The organism is Affinibrenneria salicis (assembly GCF_008710095.1).
In genome coordinates, this window is sequence record NZ_VYKJ01000007.1 from 158,499 (window position 1) to 173,052 (window position 14,554).

15 protein-coding genes are annotated in these 14,554 nt (G+C 60.6%); 6 read left to right on the forward strand and 9 right to left on the reverse strand.

The annotated features are described in order from the left end of the window. Positions 1-8: 8 nt before the first annotated feature. The 3 genes from FJU30_RS14905 to FJU30_RS14915 form a co-directional block, all read right to left on the reverse strand. Positions 9-2,423 carry a DUF3772 domain-containing protein gene (locus FJU30_RS14905; RefSeq protein ID WP_150435762.1) on the reverse strand — a complete coding sequence of 805 codons (2,415 nt, stop codon included), beginning with the start codon at positions 2,421-2,423 and terminating at the stop codon, positions 9-11. A 164-nt stretch (positions 2,424-2,587) separates the two neighbouring features. Next, positions 2,588-3,520, reverse strand: a complete 933-nt coding sequence (locus FJU30_RS14910; RefSeq protein ID WP_150435763.1) for a phosphatidate cytidylyltransferase — start codon at positions 3,518-3,520, stop codon at positions 2,588-2,590. Next, positions 3,517-4,155: a lysophospholipid acyltransferase family protein gene (locus tag FJU30_RS14915; RefSeq protein ID WP_150435764.1), complete on the reverse strand. Its 639-nt coding sequence runs from the start codon at positions 4,153-4,155 to the stop codon at positions 3,517-3,519. The genes FJU30_RS14910 and FJU30_RS14915 overlap by 4 nt, the downstream gene beginning before the upstream one ends. Between FJU30_RS14915 and FJU30_RS26855 the strand changes: the two genes are divergently transcribed. The 4 genes from FJU30_RS26855 (at position 4,154) to FJU30_RS26865 (ending at position 6,100) form a co-directional block, all read left to right on the forward strand. Further along, entirely contained in the window at positions 4,154-4,300 is a 147-nt protein-coding gene (locus FJU30_RS26855) for a hypothetical protein (protein WP_191091612.1), read from the forward strand. The genes FJU30_RS14915 and FJU30_RS26855 overlap by 2 nt on opposite strands. Before the next feature lie 93 nt (positions 4,301-4,393). Next, a complete protein-coding gene (locus FJU30_RS26860; protein ID WP_191091613.1) occupies positions 4,394-4,549 on the forward strand; it encodes a hypothetical protein in 156 nt (51 codons plus the stop codon). Between the two features lie 66 nt (positions 4,550-4,615). Further along, positions 4,616-5,767: an acetylornithine deacetylase gene (argE, locus tag FJU30_RS14920; protein ID WP_150435765.1), complete on the forward strand. Its 1,152-nt coding sequence runs from the start codon at positions 4,616-4,618 to the stop codon at positions 5,765-5,767. A 165-nt stretch (positions 5,768-5,932) separates the two neighbouring features. After that, positions 5,933-6,100: a hypothetical protein gene (locus FJU30_RS26865; RefSeq protein WP_191091614.1), complete on the forward strand. Its 168-nt coding sequence runs from the start codon at positions 5,933-5,935 to the stop codon at positions 6,098-6,100. Positions 6,101-6,133: 33 nt separating this feature from the next. Here FJU30_RS26865 and FJU30_RS14925 read toward each other — a convergent pair whose 3' ends face one another. From FJU30_RS14925 to FJU30_RS14940, 4 genes are read right to left on the reverse strand one after another with little or no spacing between them, the layout of a single operon-like run. Then, positions 6,134-7,438, reverse strand: a complete 1,305-nt coding sequence (locus FJU30_RS14925) for an NAD(P)/FAD-dependent oxidoreductase (RefSeq protein ID WP_150435766.1) — start codon at positions 7,436-7,438, stop codon at positions 6,134-6,136. Then, positions 7,435-8,202 (reverse strand): amino acid ABC transporter ATP-binding protein, encoded by a 768-nt coding sequence (locus tag FJU30_RS14930; protein WP_150435767.1) that lies wholly within the window; start codon positions 8,200-8,202, stop codon positions 7,435-7,437. Before FJU30_RS14930 ends, FJU30_RS14925 begins: the two co-directional genes overlap by 4 nt. Further along, complete coding sequence (locus FJU30_RS14935) at positions 8,199-8,867, reverse strand: amino acid ABC transporter permease (RefSeq protein ID WP_150435768.1); 669 nt, start codon at positions 8,865-8,867, stop codon at positions 8,199-8,201. The genes FJU30_RS14930 and FJU30_RS14935 overlap by 4 nt, the downstream gene beginning before the upstream one ends. Positions 8,868-8,884: 17 nt before the next feature. Then, the gene (locus FJU30_RS14940; RefSeq protein WP_150435769.1) at positions 8,885-9,649 is read right to left on the reverse strand and encodes an ABC transporter substrate-binding protein; all 765 of its coding nucleotides are present in this window, start codon (positions 9,647-9,649) and stop codon (positions 8,885-8,887) included. 182 nt (positions 9,650-9,831) lie between these two features. On the opposite strand from FJU30_RS14940, the gene FJU30_RS14945 reads away from it, so the two are divergent. Further along, complete coding sequence (locus tag FJU30_RS14945; RefSeq protein WP_150435770.1) at positions 9,832-10,617, forward strand: IclR family transcriptional regulator; 786 nt, start codon at positions 9,832-9,834, stop codon at positions 10,615-10,617. Positions 10,618-11,367: 750 nt separating this feature from the next. Then, complete coding sequence (locus FJU30_RS14950) at positions 11,368-12,519, forward strand: beta-ketoacyl-ACP synthase III (protein ID WP_150435771.1); 1,152 nt, start codon at positions 11,368-11,370, stop codon at positions 12,517-12,519. Between the two features lie 66 nt (positions 12,520-12,585). Here the strand turns inward: FJU30_RS14950 and FJU30_RS14955 are convergent, their stop codons facing one another. Then, positions 12,586-13,314: an amino acid ABC transporter ATP-binding protein gene (locus FJU30_RS14955; RefSeq protein ID WP_191091615.1), complete on the reverse strand. Its 729-nt coding sequence runs from the start codon at positions 13,312-13,314 to the stop codon at positions 12,586-12,588. A 1-nt stretch (position 13,315) separates the two neighbouring features. Beyond that, positions 13,316-14,551, reverse strand: a complete 1,236-nt coding sequence (locus tag FJU30_RS14960) for a M20/M25/M40 family metallo-hydrolase (protein ID WP_150435773.1) — start codon at positions 14,549-14,551, stop codon at positions 13,316-13,318. Positions 14,552-14,554 lie beyond the last annotated feature (3 nt).

The window sequence follows — 14,554 nt, forward strand, 5'->3', positions numbered from 1 at the left end:
ACGAGGCGTCAGGCTTCCGGCGCTTCTTTTTCGATGATCATTTTTTGCGGGCTGGACAGGGCGATGTTGGCGACGCGCAGCGCGCGCAGGATCTCGAACAGCAGATCGCTGCGCGTATTGCTGACTACCCGCGGGCTGGCGACGTAGCCGGTCACGCTCAGCATAATGCCTTGCGCGCTGAGCTGGCTGAAGGTGACCGACGGCGCGGGCGCTTCCAGCACCGATTCATTTTCCCGGTAGATGGTCAGCAGCAGATCGCGCACCTGCTCCGGGTCGATATCGAGCGGAAAGGTCAGCGGAATGGTGACCACCCCCTGAGCGTTGCCCATGGTGGCATTGCGCACGTTCTGGGAAATAAACTGCGAGTTGGGTACGATCACCGTCGAACGGTCAGTCAGCTGGATCTCGGTCGCCCGCACGTTGATGCGGCGAATATCGCCCTCAATGCCGCTGATGCTGACCAGATCGCCGACCTTCACCGGCCGCTCGGTCAGCAGGATAATGCCGGAAATAAAGTTCTTCACAATTTCCTGCAGCCCGAAGCCGATGCCCACGGACAAGGCGCTGACGATCCAGGCGAGGTTATTCCACTGCACGCCCAGCGTCGACAGGGTGGCGAGCGCGATGGACACGTAGCCGATGTTGGCGAACAGGGTGGTCAGCGACACGCGCATCCCTTTGTCCATCATGGTTTTGGGCAGAAACTCTTGCTCCAGCCAGCGACGGGCGGTGCGCAGCAAATAGATGCCGACCACCAGAATGACCAACGCATTCAGTAAATTGGCCGGTACGATATTCAGTTTGCCCAGTCCGTCGCCGCCCCAGATTTCAACGGCTTTCTGCAGCAACTGCAGCGGCGTGGTTGAACCAAAGGTACCGTTCAGCAGCGCCACCAGCGCGAACAGGATCAGCACGGTCTTGCCGGTGGCCGACAACAGCGTGGCGATCTGCGCCAGGTGGCGTTCGTGCAGGCGCAGCGTTTCCTGAATACTTTTGCCGCAGCGGTTGTTCTGGTCAAAGGCGCTCTCGCAGATATCGTTCCACAGATGGATGAACAGATACAGACAGGAAAGCACCAGTCCTACCCAGACGAACTCATAGGTCAGAAAGCGGGCCAGCGATATGTAGCCGAACAGCAGCGAGAACAGTACCGCCAGCGCCGTCAGAATGGTCGCCAGATGCATTAATCCGGCCAGCGTGGAGCGGCTTTCCGTCCGCTCGCCTCGGGCGATCATCTGCTTGCGGATTTGGTTGCTGCGCCGGGTGATGATACCCGCCGTCAGGGCGATCGACAGCGCCGACAGCGCGCTGACCACCACGCTGGCCGAAACGCTGGTGCCGGCCGCGCTGTTGAGCTGCTCAAGGCTGCCGAAGAGCAGGACGATGCCGGCGATCAGCGGCGGGAATGAGCGCAGCGCCTCGGCCAGCGGCGAAGCCATGTTCGACAGACGCCAGGAGGGGCGTTGATTGGATAAAAATGCGCGGCCCAGGCCCGCCAGCATAGCGGAAAAGCGGCACAGCCGCTCCCAGTCGTCGACAAACGACGCGAAGGCGTCGGAAACGTCCGGCGCGCGGCTAAACGTATAGCCGACGAGGCTGCCGGCGATACTCCAGCTTAGCATGGTGATGCACAGAATGCCGGTGGCGTAGCCGCTGCGCCGCAGCCGCCCCTCTGGCAACAGGGTGATGCACATATGCGCCAGCGCGTTTTCCAGATGGCGTCGGGTATAAAGGCAGCCGACGGCCAGCAGCAGAAAGACTGCGCTGCCCAGCCGCCAGTCGGGCTGCCAGGCGGATGACCAGCCCTGCAGCGCCTGCTGGGCAAAGCGGCTGATTTTTTGTTGATCCTGGGCGACGGGCGAGACCAGCGGCCGCCAGAAATCCACATCCAGCATACTGCCGCTATTCAGGGCCAGCTGAGTTTTCAGATTATTTCGGCGCAGGTTGGATATTTGTACGGCGAGCGATTCGGCGTTGCTGTAAATGGCGCTGGCGTGCTCAATCTGTTTTTCAATCTGCTCCTTTTGCCGGGTCAGGTTGTTGCGGCGCGCCACGACCTCCCGGGTTTCCTGCACTACCGCGTTATCCTGCGCCGGCCCCAGCACGTTGAGCTGAGTGGTGATCGTCGCCTGTTGTTCATACAGCGAGGCGCGCAGCGTGTCGGCGTCGGCCAGCAGCGTCTGATTAAGCTGACTCAGGTTCACCAGTTGGCTGTCGCTCTGCGCGCTGGAGATTTGCTGCTTTAACGCATCCAGCTGCTTTTGCAAATCGGCCAGACTGCTGGCCTGTTCGCTGGCCGAGGGCGCGGACTGCGCCTGTTGCGACAGCGATTCCGCCTGGACCGGAGAGAGACTGAGGCTGACTGCGCACAGCGCGAGCAGCAAATAAAAGAACCCGATAAACGCGTTGCCGGCTTTGCCCATCTCTATTACTCCGTCCCATCAGTTCGTTGGCCCGGACGTTGCGTCGGGGGCCGTCATACTATTCCGTTGACTATTGTAAAGATACGGACATTCGTCAAGCGGACCGCGTCAGCGCGCTGGAAGCCGCCGCCGCTGTACTGCCGGGGCGACGTCCGTCCGGCGCATCAGGTGTAATAAAAGCGCACCACGTGAAAAAACACCGGCGCGGCGAAGCACAGCGAGTCGATGCGATCCATCATGCCGCCATGGCCTTCCAGCATGGCGCCGAAGTCTTTGACGCCCTGATCGCGTTTGATCGCCGACATGCACAGGCCGCCCAGGAAGCCGAGCAGGGTAATCAGCAGCGAGATCAGCAGCGCCTGCCACCAGCTAAAGGGGGTGATCCAGTACAGCCCCATACCGACCAGGCTGGCGGACAGAATACCGCCGATAAAGCCTTCGCGCGTCTTGTTCGGGCTGACCTTCGGCACGATAGGATGTTTGCCCCATAGCTTGCCGAACACATACTGCAGGACGTCGGAAATTTGAACCACGATCATCAAAAACAGCAGCAGTTTGGCGTTCTGATTTTCATAGCCGGGAATATCCAGCATCAGCAGCGCGGGGATATGGCTGACGCAGTATACGGCGATCATCATGCTCCACTGAATTTTCGCCGCGCGTTCGAGAAAGTTGCGCGTATCGCCGGCCAGCGCGATGCGCGCCGGCAAAAACAGCGACGCGTAAACCGGCAGCATAATAACGAACACGCCGTACCACTCGATGCCGATCAACACATACTGCAGGGGCAGGATAATAAAGAAACACCAGAACAGCGCTTCATGGTCGCCGCGCTGGGTTGGCGTCAGGGTAATGCATTCTCGCAGGGCATAGAAAGACATCAGGGCGAACAGCACTAGCGAGCCAATCTGGCCGATCAAAATCGCCACGATGGCGATAATACACATCGCCCACCAGGCGCGGATGCGAGCGTTCAGATTGGCGATGGTGGCGTTTTGCTTTTTCAGCGACAGCAGATAGCCGACGACGCTGGCGAAAATCAGTATGCCGAACAGGCCGCACAGCAGCCATTTCATCTCGTTGTCCCAGATGGTCATGAAGAGAGCGCCTCCAGCGCGGATCGAGCCCGTTGCAAAAAAGCCGTTTTGCTTTCATCGGCCGCGGGCGCGTCGAGCGGCGCGCCGAAGGTGGCGCGGCAAATGATCGGCACCACCAGACGAGAACCTTTAGGCAACACCCGGTTCAGATTTTCCAGCCACACCGGCACCAGTTGAACGTCGGGAAATTGCTGCGTCAGATGGTACAGGCCGCTTTTGAAATTCTGCAGCTCGTTGCCGTCGCCGCGGGTGCCTTCGGGAAACAGGATCAGCGACTGGCCTTCTTCCAGCGCCAGGCGCAGCGAGAGCAGTGGATCGCGCTTATCATCGCCCGGCGCGTCCGCGTTTGCGCGCCGCCGCTCCACCAAAACGGCCTGAAAGACGCGCAGCGCCAGGTAGCGGCGCAGCGGCGATTTCAGCCAGTAATCGGCGGCGGCGACCGGATGCACGACGTCGCGCAGCGAGGCGGGCATGCTCGACCAAATAACCAGACCGTCGAGATGGCTGCTGTGATTGGCGTAAAAAATGGTCGGACGTCGTAAATCGGGCGGCGATTGCCAGCGCGCGCGTATGCCCGTCAGCAACCGGCAGATCGACACAAGCAGTATGCTGACTACTTTTCGGTCAAGTGTCATGATTCATCCTTTTTATCCGGCGGCGCCGTCGGCGGAGCGCCTGCGTTTTATCATCATGTCGGCCTTCGCCGCGGCGTGTCGCCTGGCGCAGGCCGGTGTCGCGCGGCGTATCCCTGTCGGCGGTCTGGTCAGCAATCTGAATTGATTATCTTTTTTCCCTGGCGGATTGCAACATCTGTTTTCGCGGCCGGCCGGCAGCCGGCTACCGCGACTGGCGGCGGCCCAGTCCGAACGGGCGATGGCCAACATCAAAATGCCGCTTGAAGAGTCCGGCGGTAAGCTGGAAGATATTTACCAAATCACCGTCGGCCCGACGGACGCGCGCTATCGCAAAACGGTCCGTAACCTCATGGGCCGCGGGCTGAAGGGTGGGGACCGGTTTCGGCCGGCCTGATGATTGCCCGCCCGGAATGGCCGTGGGAATCGATGTTATCGCCGTACAATCCTGAGGACCGCCGTTATGACTACCGCCGTTGATATCCTGTCCGAGCTGATCGGTTTTCCCACGCTTAGCCGGCAGTCCAATCTGGCGCTGATTGATTATGTGGAAGATTATCTGGCCGGCTACGGTATCCACGCCCGCCGGGTTTATAGCGAGGATTGGCAGCGGGCCAATCTGTATGCCACTATCGGGCCGCAGGATCGGGGCGGTATTTGTCTTTCCGGCCACTCGGACGTGGTGCCGGTAGCCGACCAGCCGTGGCGCAGCGATCCCTTTACGCTGACGCGGCGGGACGATCGTCTTTACGGCCGCGGCACGGCTGATATGAAAGGCTTTATCGCCTGCGTGCTGGCGCTGGTGCCGCGCTTTGTTCAGGCGACGCGCGGCGCCGATGCGCAGCCGGTGCATATCGCCATCAGTTACGATGAGGAAATCGGCTGCGTCGGCGTGCGCGGTTTATTGCAGCAACTGGAGCAGGATGCCGCGAAGCCGACCGGCTGCATTATCGGCGAGCCGACGCTGATGCGCCTGGCTAGCGCGCACAAAGGCAAAAGCGCCTGGCGCTGCTGCGTGCAGGGGCAGGCGGCCCACTCGTCCCAGCCGCAGCTGGGGGTGAATGCGATCGAATACGCGGCGGAACTGATGATGTTTTTACGTCAGCGCGGCCGCGACTGGCGCCGCGACGCCGGCGATGCGAGTTACGATCCGCCCTGGTCGACGGTGCAGACCGGCACGGTGCGCGGCGGTACGGCGGTCAACGTGGTGCCGGATCGCTGCGAGTTTGATTTTGAGATCCGACCGCTGCCTGGCAGCGATCACCATTTGCTGGCGGATGAACTGGCGCATTTCGCCCGTCGCCGGCTGGTGCCGGAAATGCGCCGGGTGTCCGGCCAGGCGGATATTCGCCTGGAGGCGCAGAGCGCTTATCCCGGTCTGCAGGATAACGCCTCGCTGGATGAGATAAAGCAGCGCTGCGCCGCCGCCGCCGGGCAAACAGCCTTCCATTCTCTGGCGTTCGGTACCGAAGCCGGACTGTTTCAGCAGGCCGGCATCCCGGCCATTGTATGCGGGCCGGGTTCGATCGCGCAGGCGCACAAGGCGGATGAGTATGTCGACTGCGCGCAGCTGGAACAGTGCCTGACGTTTCTCGCCCGGGTGACCGGCGTCTGAACGAACAGGCGGCGCGACGCTGCCGCTGGTGTAATGTCAGGCGGCTCGGGATCGTTGCGCAATCGACGCAGTCCGCCGGCATACGGGGCCCGGGCCGTGGGGGCCCGGGGTGCTGCGCCGCTGGGCCGCCAGTTCGGGGCAGGAAAAGGGCGACGATGTCTTTGCGTGCACGATTTGCATGACGGACGACACGTGCTGATTGCCGCCCGGCTAGAATCGCGCATCATTGATATGAACCAAAGCCTGCCGGTGTCCTCGGCGATGCGCGACCAGCTCTCTCAGCCGCGCTATCAGTGCCTGGATGTACCGGACAAGCGGGCGGAGGATGAATAACCCCCGCCCCGGCTCGCGCCGGAGCGGGCTGGCTCAGGCCGGGTGCAACCGGTCGAGCAGGGAATACCAGGTCACGCCGGCGGCGATATAGAAATGCTGCAGCTGGTGCAGCGGAATCGGCCGGATGGGCGAGATTGGAAACGGAAATTCGGCCTCCGGTCGGCGCAGGCGTCGTGCGATGGCGGCGCCCAGGCTGGTGCATAGCGCGATGCCGCGGCCGTTGCAGCCTAAAGCCACCGTTACACCCGGCGCCGGCTCGTGCACGTGGGGCATAAAGTCGCGGGTGATGGCGATGCGTCCGGCCCAGCGATATTGGTAATCGATGGGGCCCAGTTGCGGAAACAGCAGCGCCAGCGAGCGCTCCAGGTGAGCGAAGTCCTGCGGGCCGCGCGGATCGGCGAAATGACCGCGGCCGCCGATCAGCAGGCGACCTTCGGCGTCGCGACGCAGATAGAGCAGCAGACGCTGGGCGGTGGAAACGGTTTCCCCGCCGGGCAGGATCGTCGCCGCCGCCGCGCCGGTCAGCGGCTGAGTGGCGACGATAAAGCTATTGGCCGCCAGCACCGTGCGCGCCACGCCGGGCCACAGCGGGCCGGAGTAGCCGTTGGTGGCGATCACGACCCGTTCGGCGTCGACCTGTCGGCCGCCGGTGGTTTGCGCCAGCCAGTGCCCGCGCTGCGGCGTAATGGATTTCACCGCGCTGTCGCCGAACACCCGTACGCCGTGCGACTGCGCGGCGCGCACCAGTCCGCGCGCGTAGGCCAGAGGCTGAATGCCGCCGGCGCGGCCGTCCAGCCAGCCGCCGGCGAACGCCGTGCTGCCCATGCGCGCCGCCAGCTGTCCGGCATCGAGCATCGCCACCGGTACGCCGCGCCGTTCCCACTGGCGCGCCCGCGCCTCCAGCGCCGGCAGACCGCGGCTGGAGTAAGAGGCCTGCAGCCAGCCGCTGCGCACCGGCTGACAGCGAATGTCATAGCGGTCGATCAGTCCAAACACCAGATCCGCGGAGCGGGAGATGGCGTCGATCAGCGGCTCCGCGCGGTCGGCGCCCAGCTGGCGCACCAGCGTATCCGGATCGTGCTTCAGCGTCGGGTTGACCTGGCCGCCGTTGCGGCCGGAGGCGCCCCAGCCAGGCTCATTGGCTTCCAGCACGCAGACGTTTACGCCGTTGCTGGCCAGATGCAGCGCGGTGGACAGACCGGTATAACCGGCGCCGATCACCAGCACATCGGTGGTCAGCGATTCCGCCAACGCCGGCGTGGGGGGCGCCGGCGGCGCGGTGGCCGCCCAGAGCGAAGGCGGCAGCGCGCTGGCGGCGGACAGTTGCGCTTCACTCATGATGCGCTCCTCAGCGCGTCCGGCGCGGCCAGGCCATGATCCGGCAGAACCCGGCGGAGAAAATCCTGGGTGCGGGGATGATTCGGGTGCGTCAGCATTTGGCTGGCCGATCCGGATTCGACGATTTTCCCGCCGTACAGGAAACACACCCGATCCGCCACCTCGCGGGCGAATCCCATTTCATGCGTCACCACTACCATAGTCATACCTTCGTCGGCCAGCGTGCGCATCACCGCCAGCACGTCGCCCACCAGTTCGGGATCCAGCGCGGAGGTCGGTTCGTCGAACAACATGGCTTCCGGTTTCATCGCCAGCGCGCGGGCAATGGCCACCCGCTGCTGCTGGCCGCCGGACAGCGCGTCGGGGTAGGCGTCGGCGCGATTAGCCAGCCCCACCTTTTCCAGCAGCGCCAGCGCCTCTTTTTTCACCTGACGCGGATCTTCGCCTTTCACATACACCGGCGCCTCCATGACGTTTTGCAGCACCGTGCGGTGTGGAAACAGGTTAAAACGCTGGAACACCATGCCGAGCCGGGCGCGCAGCTGGTGCACGCCCTTGTTGCCGCGGTCGATACGCTGGCCGAACACGCGAATTTCGCCCTGTTGGTAGGATTCGAGCGCATTAATGCAGCGCAGCAGCGTGGATTTGCCTGAACCGGACGGGCCGATCAGGCAGACCACTTCCCCGGCGGCGACCTGGAGGTCAACGTGATGCAGCACCGTGACGTTATCGTAGCGTTTTTGCAGAGCGTTAATCTCAATCATGCGCGTTTCCTCGTGTCAAAGCGGAGTTCGAGCCGGCGCAGCATATAAATCAGCGGCAGGCTCATAAGCAGGTATAACAGCGCCACCAGGGTGTACACGGTCATGTTCTGGAAGGTGGACGAGGCGATGAGCTGCCCCTGGCGGGTCATTTCGGCAGTCGAAATGGTGGAGACCAGCGAGGAGTCTTTGAGCATCATCACCAGCGTATTGCCGTACGGCGGCAGCGCGATGCGAAATGCCTGCGGCAGAATGACCCGGCGCAGCGTCAGCGCCGAACGCATGCCCAGCGCCTCGGCCGCCTCGTGCTGCCCCCGTTCCACGGCCTCGATGCCGGAACGGAAATTCTCGGCCTGGTAGGGCGAGTAAGCGATGGCCATACCGATGACGCCGGCCTGAAACGCCGTCAGGTGGATGCCCAGATCCGGCAGCACAAAGTAGATATAGAAGAGTTGCACGATAATCGGCAGCCCGCGAATAATATTGACCAGCGTCGTGGCGCCGGCGGATAAGGGCCGCACTGGCGACAGCCGCAGCAGGGCGAGCCCCAGCCCCAGCAGGCTGCTCAGCATGAACGACAACACGGTTATCTCGATGGTAACGATCGCGCCCTGCAGCAACAGCGGCAGGAAATCCCAGGCGTCGAGCAAAAATTGATGTAGCGCCACAGCGACTCCTTAATGGACTATACGCCCCATTTATTGATGATGGCGGTCAGACTGCCGTCGGCTTTCATGCGGGCAATGGCGTCGTTAAGGCGCTGCAGGTTGGCGCTGTCGCCCTTGCGCACCACAAAACACACCTCGCCCAGGTGAGTCGGTTGGTAGCCCTGCGCCAGTTTTACCCCGCGAAAGGCGCGGTGCTTGATTTGGTAAGCCATGATGGGCATATCTCCAACCGCCGCTTTGATGCGACCCAACGCGACGTCGCGCGCCATATCGGCGATGGAGTCGTAAGTGCGTACTTCTTTGAAGTGGCCCATTTTGGTCAGCAGGTCATAAAATACTGTGCCGGTCTGGGTGCCGACGATCTGGCCCTTCAGCGCATCCAGATTCGGATAGGTCGCCGCGTCGTCGGCGTTGACCAGCACGCCTTCGCCGTAGCGATAGAGCGGCGCGCTGAAATCGACCACTTTTTCACGTTCGGCGGTTTTCAGCATGCCGGCCGAGATCATGTCGATTTTGCCGGAAGTCAGCGCCGGGATGAGCGAAGCGAAGCTGGTTTGCTCCACCTCTACCCGAAACTGGCCCGCTTTAGCCGCCTGGTTGGCGGCGTCCACCATCATGCCTTCAATGGTGTTGGTTTTTATATCCAGGAAGGTAAACGGAATACCGGAGGCGGTTGCACCAACTTTAAGCACGGGTGCCATATCGGCGTGCGCCGGATTTAACAGCAGCAGCCCGGCAATAATCGCGGCGGCCCGGCATATCAGGTTAAAGGACTGTAACATCGACTGACTCCTTCGTTGGTTAACGGAATGTGACGATAAGTATCAAGCAAGTAACATGCCATTTAACTATTTCTGTATTGCATTTCAATTTATATACATTTAATAATGGTTTTATCGTATCGATATGCGATATTTTGTCGGGCTGTAATCGGGTAATGTCCCGGAACTAACATGAGGCGGCAATGGATAATTCTGACCAACACAGCAGCTTGTTTAATCAATCTCTGGCTAAAGGACTGGAAGTGCTGCGCAGTTTTAACGCCCGGCGACGCAGCATGACGCTGGCGGAAATTGCCGCGGCGTCCGGCATCAGCAAGAGTTCCGCCCAGCGCATGGTTTATACCCTGGAGCAGCTTGGCTATGTCGGCAAACAGTCGCGCACCCGGCGTTATCAACTGACCGCCCGCGCGCTGGAGCTGGGGTTCAGTTACCTGGATGGTCATCCGCTGATTGAGGTGGCTAATCCGTTTCTGGCCGAGCTGACGCGGATTACTGGCGAAACCAGCTGCCTGACCGAAGCGGTGGGTAATGAGATGGTGTATATCGCCCGTTTTGTCAGCGCCGGTTTTGTGCCGGTGCACATGCCGATCGGCAGCCGGCTGCCGATGTACTGTACCGCCGCCGGCCGCGCCTGGCTGAGCGCGCTGCCGCAATCCGAGGCCAGAAGCCGTTTGCTGGAGATGGATCGTGTCGGCTATACCGTGCATACCTGCACCGGGGTTGAGGCGATCGTGGCGCAGCTGTCTCTGGTGCGTCAGCGGGGCTATGCGATTAATGCGGAAGAGCTGTTCCTCGGCGATATGACGCTGGGCGCGCCGATCGTCAACGCGGAAGGCCGGCCGGTGGCGGCGGTACACCTTGTGGCGCCGACCAGCCGCTGGACGCTTGAGGAGGCGCAGGCGAAGCTGGCGCCGGCGCTGCTGGCCTGTAGCGGCACCTTATGCAATCTGGCGCGCCATGCCGGCTGAATGCACCCCGTTTAGATTTTTATCAACAAGTTAAGCAATGCGGTGCATTGCTTAACGCAATAACGTTATCGCCGGCGATTATACGCGGCATAGTGCAAATTGCAGATGCGCCGGCCGCGCTCAATTATTCGACCCGTCTCTGGATGTCCGCTCTGGGGGCTCGCCCCCGCGACGAACAAATCCGCTCCCGCCGAACAGAATGGTCACTCTCTTGTTTGCCCGTCCCTAAAAGGCCAATGCGCTGCGTTGTTTAAAATGGTGAATTTTTTGTTCTGTAAGCCGAACTATTTGAAGTATTGAATTATTAAAGATGCATTTATTAATTAACTGAGAATATATTTTGTTAATTAATAATTGACCTAAAAATATTTGTTATGGATGCCAAATAACATTTTTGTTTTTTGGCGTTTATTATCTGTGTACTGATATTTTTTTGATAAATATCAATTTATATCGCATATTCAGCGCCAAATCGGTTTAACTGTTCTATGCTGTCATGGTGAATCTGAAATGTCAGATTTTACTTTGAAGCTGTGGGTTTCTCGTTAGTCTCGGCTTTGCCGGAATATTTTAAAGTACAGCGGGCGGCGAATGCGAACGGCCTGCGCTCCCGCGGACTGGAATATAACGGATATAAAGCCTTTTCATTCATGGACAATAGTACAGTGCTGATATTGGCATTCGCCGATCAATTGATTGATTGCGCGTTCAATATTCAGGTGAATTTATGGATAAAGCAGGATAGTGATAATGAGTGATAATTTTGTCTATATTAACAAGATATCAGCCTTTATGCCGGGCGATCCTATTGATAACGCCACAATGGAGAAAGTGCTGGGTTATGTGGGCGGACACCCTTCTCGGGCAAGGGCGGTAGTACTGCGGCATAACGGTATTAAACAGCGTTATTATGTTTTAGATCCCGAAACCGGGCTGCCCCGATATAGCAATGCGGAACTCACGGCTGAAGCGGTAAAAGGGCTGGCGGGCGAAGGATTCTCCCTGAACGACATCGAGTGTCTGGTCACCGGTACCAGCCTGCCGGATCAACTGCTGCCTAATCACGGCGTCATGGTGCACGGCAAGCTGGGCAACCCGCCCTGTGAAGTGATCTCCACCGCCGGTATCTGTGTGGCGGGGGTCACCGCGCTGAAATATGCATGGCTGTCGGTGCTGGCCGGCGCCAGCAAAAACGCGGTGGCGACGGCGTCGGAAACGCCTTCGCTGGTATTGCACGCGCGTAATTTCAGCAGCGAGAACGAAGCGCTGGTGACGGCGCTGGCGAAACGGCCGGAAATCGCGTTTGAAAAAGACTTCCTGCGCTGGATGCTGTCCGACGGGGCAGGGGCGATGCTGCTGGAAAACAAACCGCGCCAGGGGAGCCTGTCGCTGCGTATCGATTGGATCGACATTTTCTCTCACGCCAATGAACTGCCAACCTGTATGTACGCCGGCGGTGAAAAGGATGAGAACGGCGAGCTGATCGGCTGGGCGCGTTTTTCTCAGCAGGAGTGGGGCGAAAAATCGATCTTCGCCATTAAGCAGGATGTGCGCCTGCTCAACGAGAACGTGGTCGAGCTGTCGCTGGGCAAACCGCTGAGAACCACCATCGCTAAGCGCGGCATCAGCGCCGATAAGATCGACTGGTTCCTGCCGCACATGTCGTCAGAATATTTCCGCCAGCCTATTTCCGCATGTCTGGAAGGCGCCGGATTTGCTATTCCGCAGGAGCGCTGGTTTACCAATCTGTCCACCCATGGCAACACCGGCGCGGCATCAATTTACATCATGCTGGATGAGCTGGTGCACTCCGGTAAACTGAAACAGGGGCAAAAACTTTTGTGTTTTATTCCTGAAAGCGGACGATTCAGCGGCGCCTTTATGCACCTGACGGCGGTATAAAAAGCGCGGCAGAAGTCCCCCGCCAGCGGTCTGGTCACCCGCTGGCGGTTTGCTTACGGCCTTCCCTCAATGCGTCAGCACCTGCTGCAGGAATTCCCGCGCGCGCTGCGACTTCGGCGCCTGGAAGAACTGCTCCGCGTCGGTATCTTCGACAATCTCTCCCGCATCCATAAACAGTATCCGATCGGCAATTTTGCGCGCGAAGCCCAGCTCATGCGTTACGCAGAACATGGTCATGCCGTCGCGCGCCAGCTCGGCCATCACCGCCAGCACCTCCGCCACCATTTCCGGATCCAACGCGGATGTCGGTTCGTCAAACAGCATCGCGCGCGGCTCCATCGCCAGCGCCCGGGCGATAGCGACGCGCTGCTGCTGACCGCCGGACAGCTGCGCCGGGTATTTATCGGCGTGCTCCAGCAGACCGACGCGCCGGAGCAGCGCCTGGCCTTTGCTGATCGCGGCCGCTTTATCGCGCTTTAAGATCTTTCTCTGCGGAATTACCAGATTATCCATCACGGTCAGATGCGGGAACAGCTCGAATGACTGAAACACCATGCCGACCTGACGGCGCAGCTCCGGCAGATGGGTATTTTTATCGCCCAGCCGCATCTCATCGATCTGGATGTCGCCCTGATCAAAAGTTTCCAGCGCGTTGATGCATTTAATCAGCGTCGATTTGCCGGAGCCGGATGGGCCGCAAACCACAATGACCTCGCCGGTATTCACCTGAACGGAGCAGTTCTTCAGCACCTGAAAGTTGCCGTAAGACTTGCAAAGATTGTTGATTTTTATCACTTCATACTCCTTCGGACAGCAGAGAGAACAGGCTGTTCGCCACAACATGCGTGGCCAGGCGCAAATCTTCCAGCCGCACGCGTTCGTCGGCGCGGTGGGCATTCGCTTCGAGCAGCGTGCGCGGACCGGCGCCGTACATGATGGTGGGAATACCGGCGCTGCTGTAGAGGCGGGCATCGGTATAGAGCGGCAGGCCGACCACCGGAATCGGCTCGCCCAGCACGGCTTCGGCTTCCCGGCACACCAGCGCCGCCAGCCGATCGCTGCCCGCCACCGGGGTAAACGGGCGCGCCAGCAGGATTTGGCGCACCTGAATCGTCACCTGCGGCAGCATCTCATCCACGCGGGCGATCAGCGCGCGCATCTCGGCTTCAACCTCTTCCGGCGACTCTTCCGGGATAATGCGTCGGTCCAGCCGCAGAGTCAGCGTATCGGCCACCACATTGGTATTGATGCCGCCGTTGATTAAGCCGACTACCATGGTCGGATGGCCGATGCCGGGAATGGCCGAGCGGCGCTGCGCCAGACTATCGCGATAGGCGTACAGCGCCTGCAGTAGCGGTACGCCGGCCTCGATGGCGTCGACGCCGCTGTCCGGCATCGCCGCGTGGGCCGACACGCCCTTCACCGTGATCTCCAGGTGCAGGCAGCCGTTGTGCGCAGTGACCACGTGGTAGGGCAGCGCCGCGCAGATCACGTAATCCGGCTTACTTTTGCCGTTATCGAGGATCCAGCCTGGGCCGGTCTGGCCGCCGGTCTCTTCATCATAGGTCACGTGCAGCTCAACGCAGCCGGCAAGGGGCGGCGCCAGCTGTTTCAGCGCCCGCAGCGCGCAGGCGAAGGTGGTGATATCCGATTTGGACACCGCGGCGCCCCGGCCGTACAGCCAGCCGTCGTGGATCTCCGCGCCGTAGGGATCCACGCTCCAGCCCTGTCCGGGCGGCACCACATCGCCGTGCGCGTTGAGCGCGATAGTCGGGCCGGCGCCGAAACGCTCGCGCACAATCAGGTTGGTCGCGCTGCGCATGCCTGCGTCCTGCACAATGTCCGCCGGTACCTGATGGCGCTCCACCGTGAACCCCATCGCCTCCAGCAACTGGGCCGTACGTTCCGCATGCGGGGCGCAGTCGCCCGGCGGATTATCCGACGGCGTCTGTACCAGGGCTTTCAGCATATCGACCTGGGCGGCGAAGTCGTCGTCAATCAGGGTTGCCAGTCGTTGTTTATCCACATTCATTCA

Bases quoted from the DNA above. Each gene is read 5' to 3' on its own strand.
- FJU30_RS26855 (WP_191091612.1), top strand. From the start codon at position 4,154: ATGATTCATCCTTTTTATCCGGCGGCGCCGTCGGCGGAGCGCCTGCGT.
- FJU30_RS26860 (WP_191091613.1), top strand. From the start codon at position 4,394: ATGGCCAACATCAAAATGCCGCTTGAAGAGTCCGGCGGTAAGCTGGAA.
- FJU30_RS14910 (WP_150435763.1), bottom strand. From the start codon at position 3,520: ATGACCATCTGGGACAACGAGATGAAATGGCTGCTGTGCGGCCTGTTC.
- FJU30_RS14925 (WP_150435766.1), bottom strand. From the start codon at position 7,438: ATGAGTGAAGCGCAACTGTCCGCCGCCAGCGCGCTGCCGCCTTCGCTC.
- argE (WP_150435765.1), top strand. From the start codon at position 4,616: ATGACTACCGCCGTTGATATCCTGTCCGAGCTGATCGGTTTTCCCACG.
- FJU30_RS14960 (WP_150435773.1), bottom strand. From the start codon at position 14,551: ATGAATGTGGATAAACAACGACTGGCAACCCTGATTGACGACGACTTC.
- FJU30_RS14915 (WP_150435764.1), bottom strand. From the start codon at position 4,155: ATGACACTTGACCGAAAAGTAGTCAGCATACTGCTTGTGTCGATCTGC.
- FJU30_RS14945 (WP_150435770.1), top strand. From the start codon at position 9,832: ATGGATAATTCTGACCAACACAGCAGCTTGTTTAATCAATCTCTGGCT.
- FJU30_RS14950 (WP_150435771.1), top strand. From the start codon at position 11,368: ATGAGTGATAATTTTGTCTATATTAACAAGATATCAGCCTTTATGCCG.
- FJU30_RS14940 (WP_150435769.1), bottom strand. From the start codon at position 9,649: ATGTTACAGTCCTTTAACCTGATATGCCGGGCCGCCGCGATTATTGCC.
- FJU30_RS14930 (WP_150435767.1), bottom strand. From the start codon at position 8,202: ATGATTGAGATTAACGCTCTGCAAAAACGCTACGATAACGTCACGGTG.
- FJU30_RS14905 (WP_150435762.1), bottom strand. From the start codon at position 2,423: ATGGGCAAAGCCGGCAACGCGTTTATCGGGTTCTTTTATTTGCTGCTC.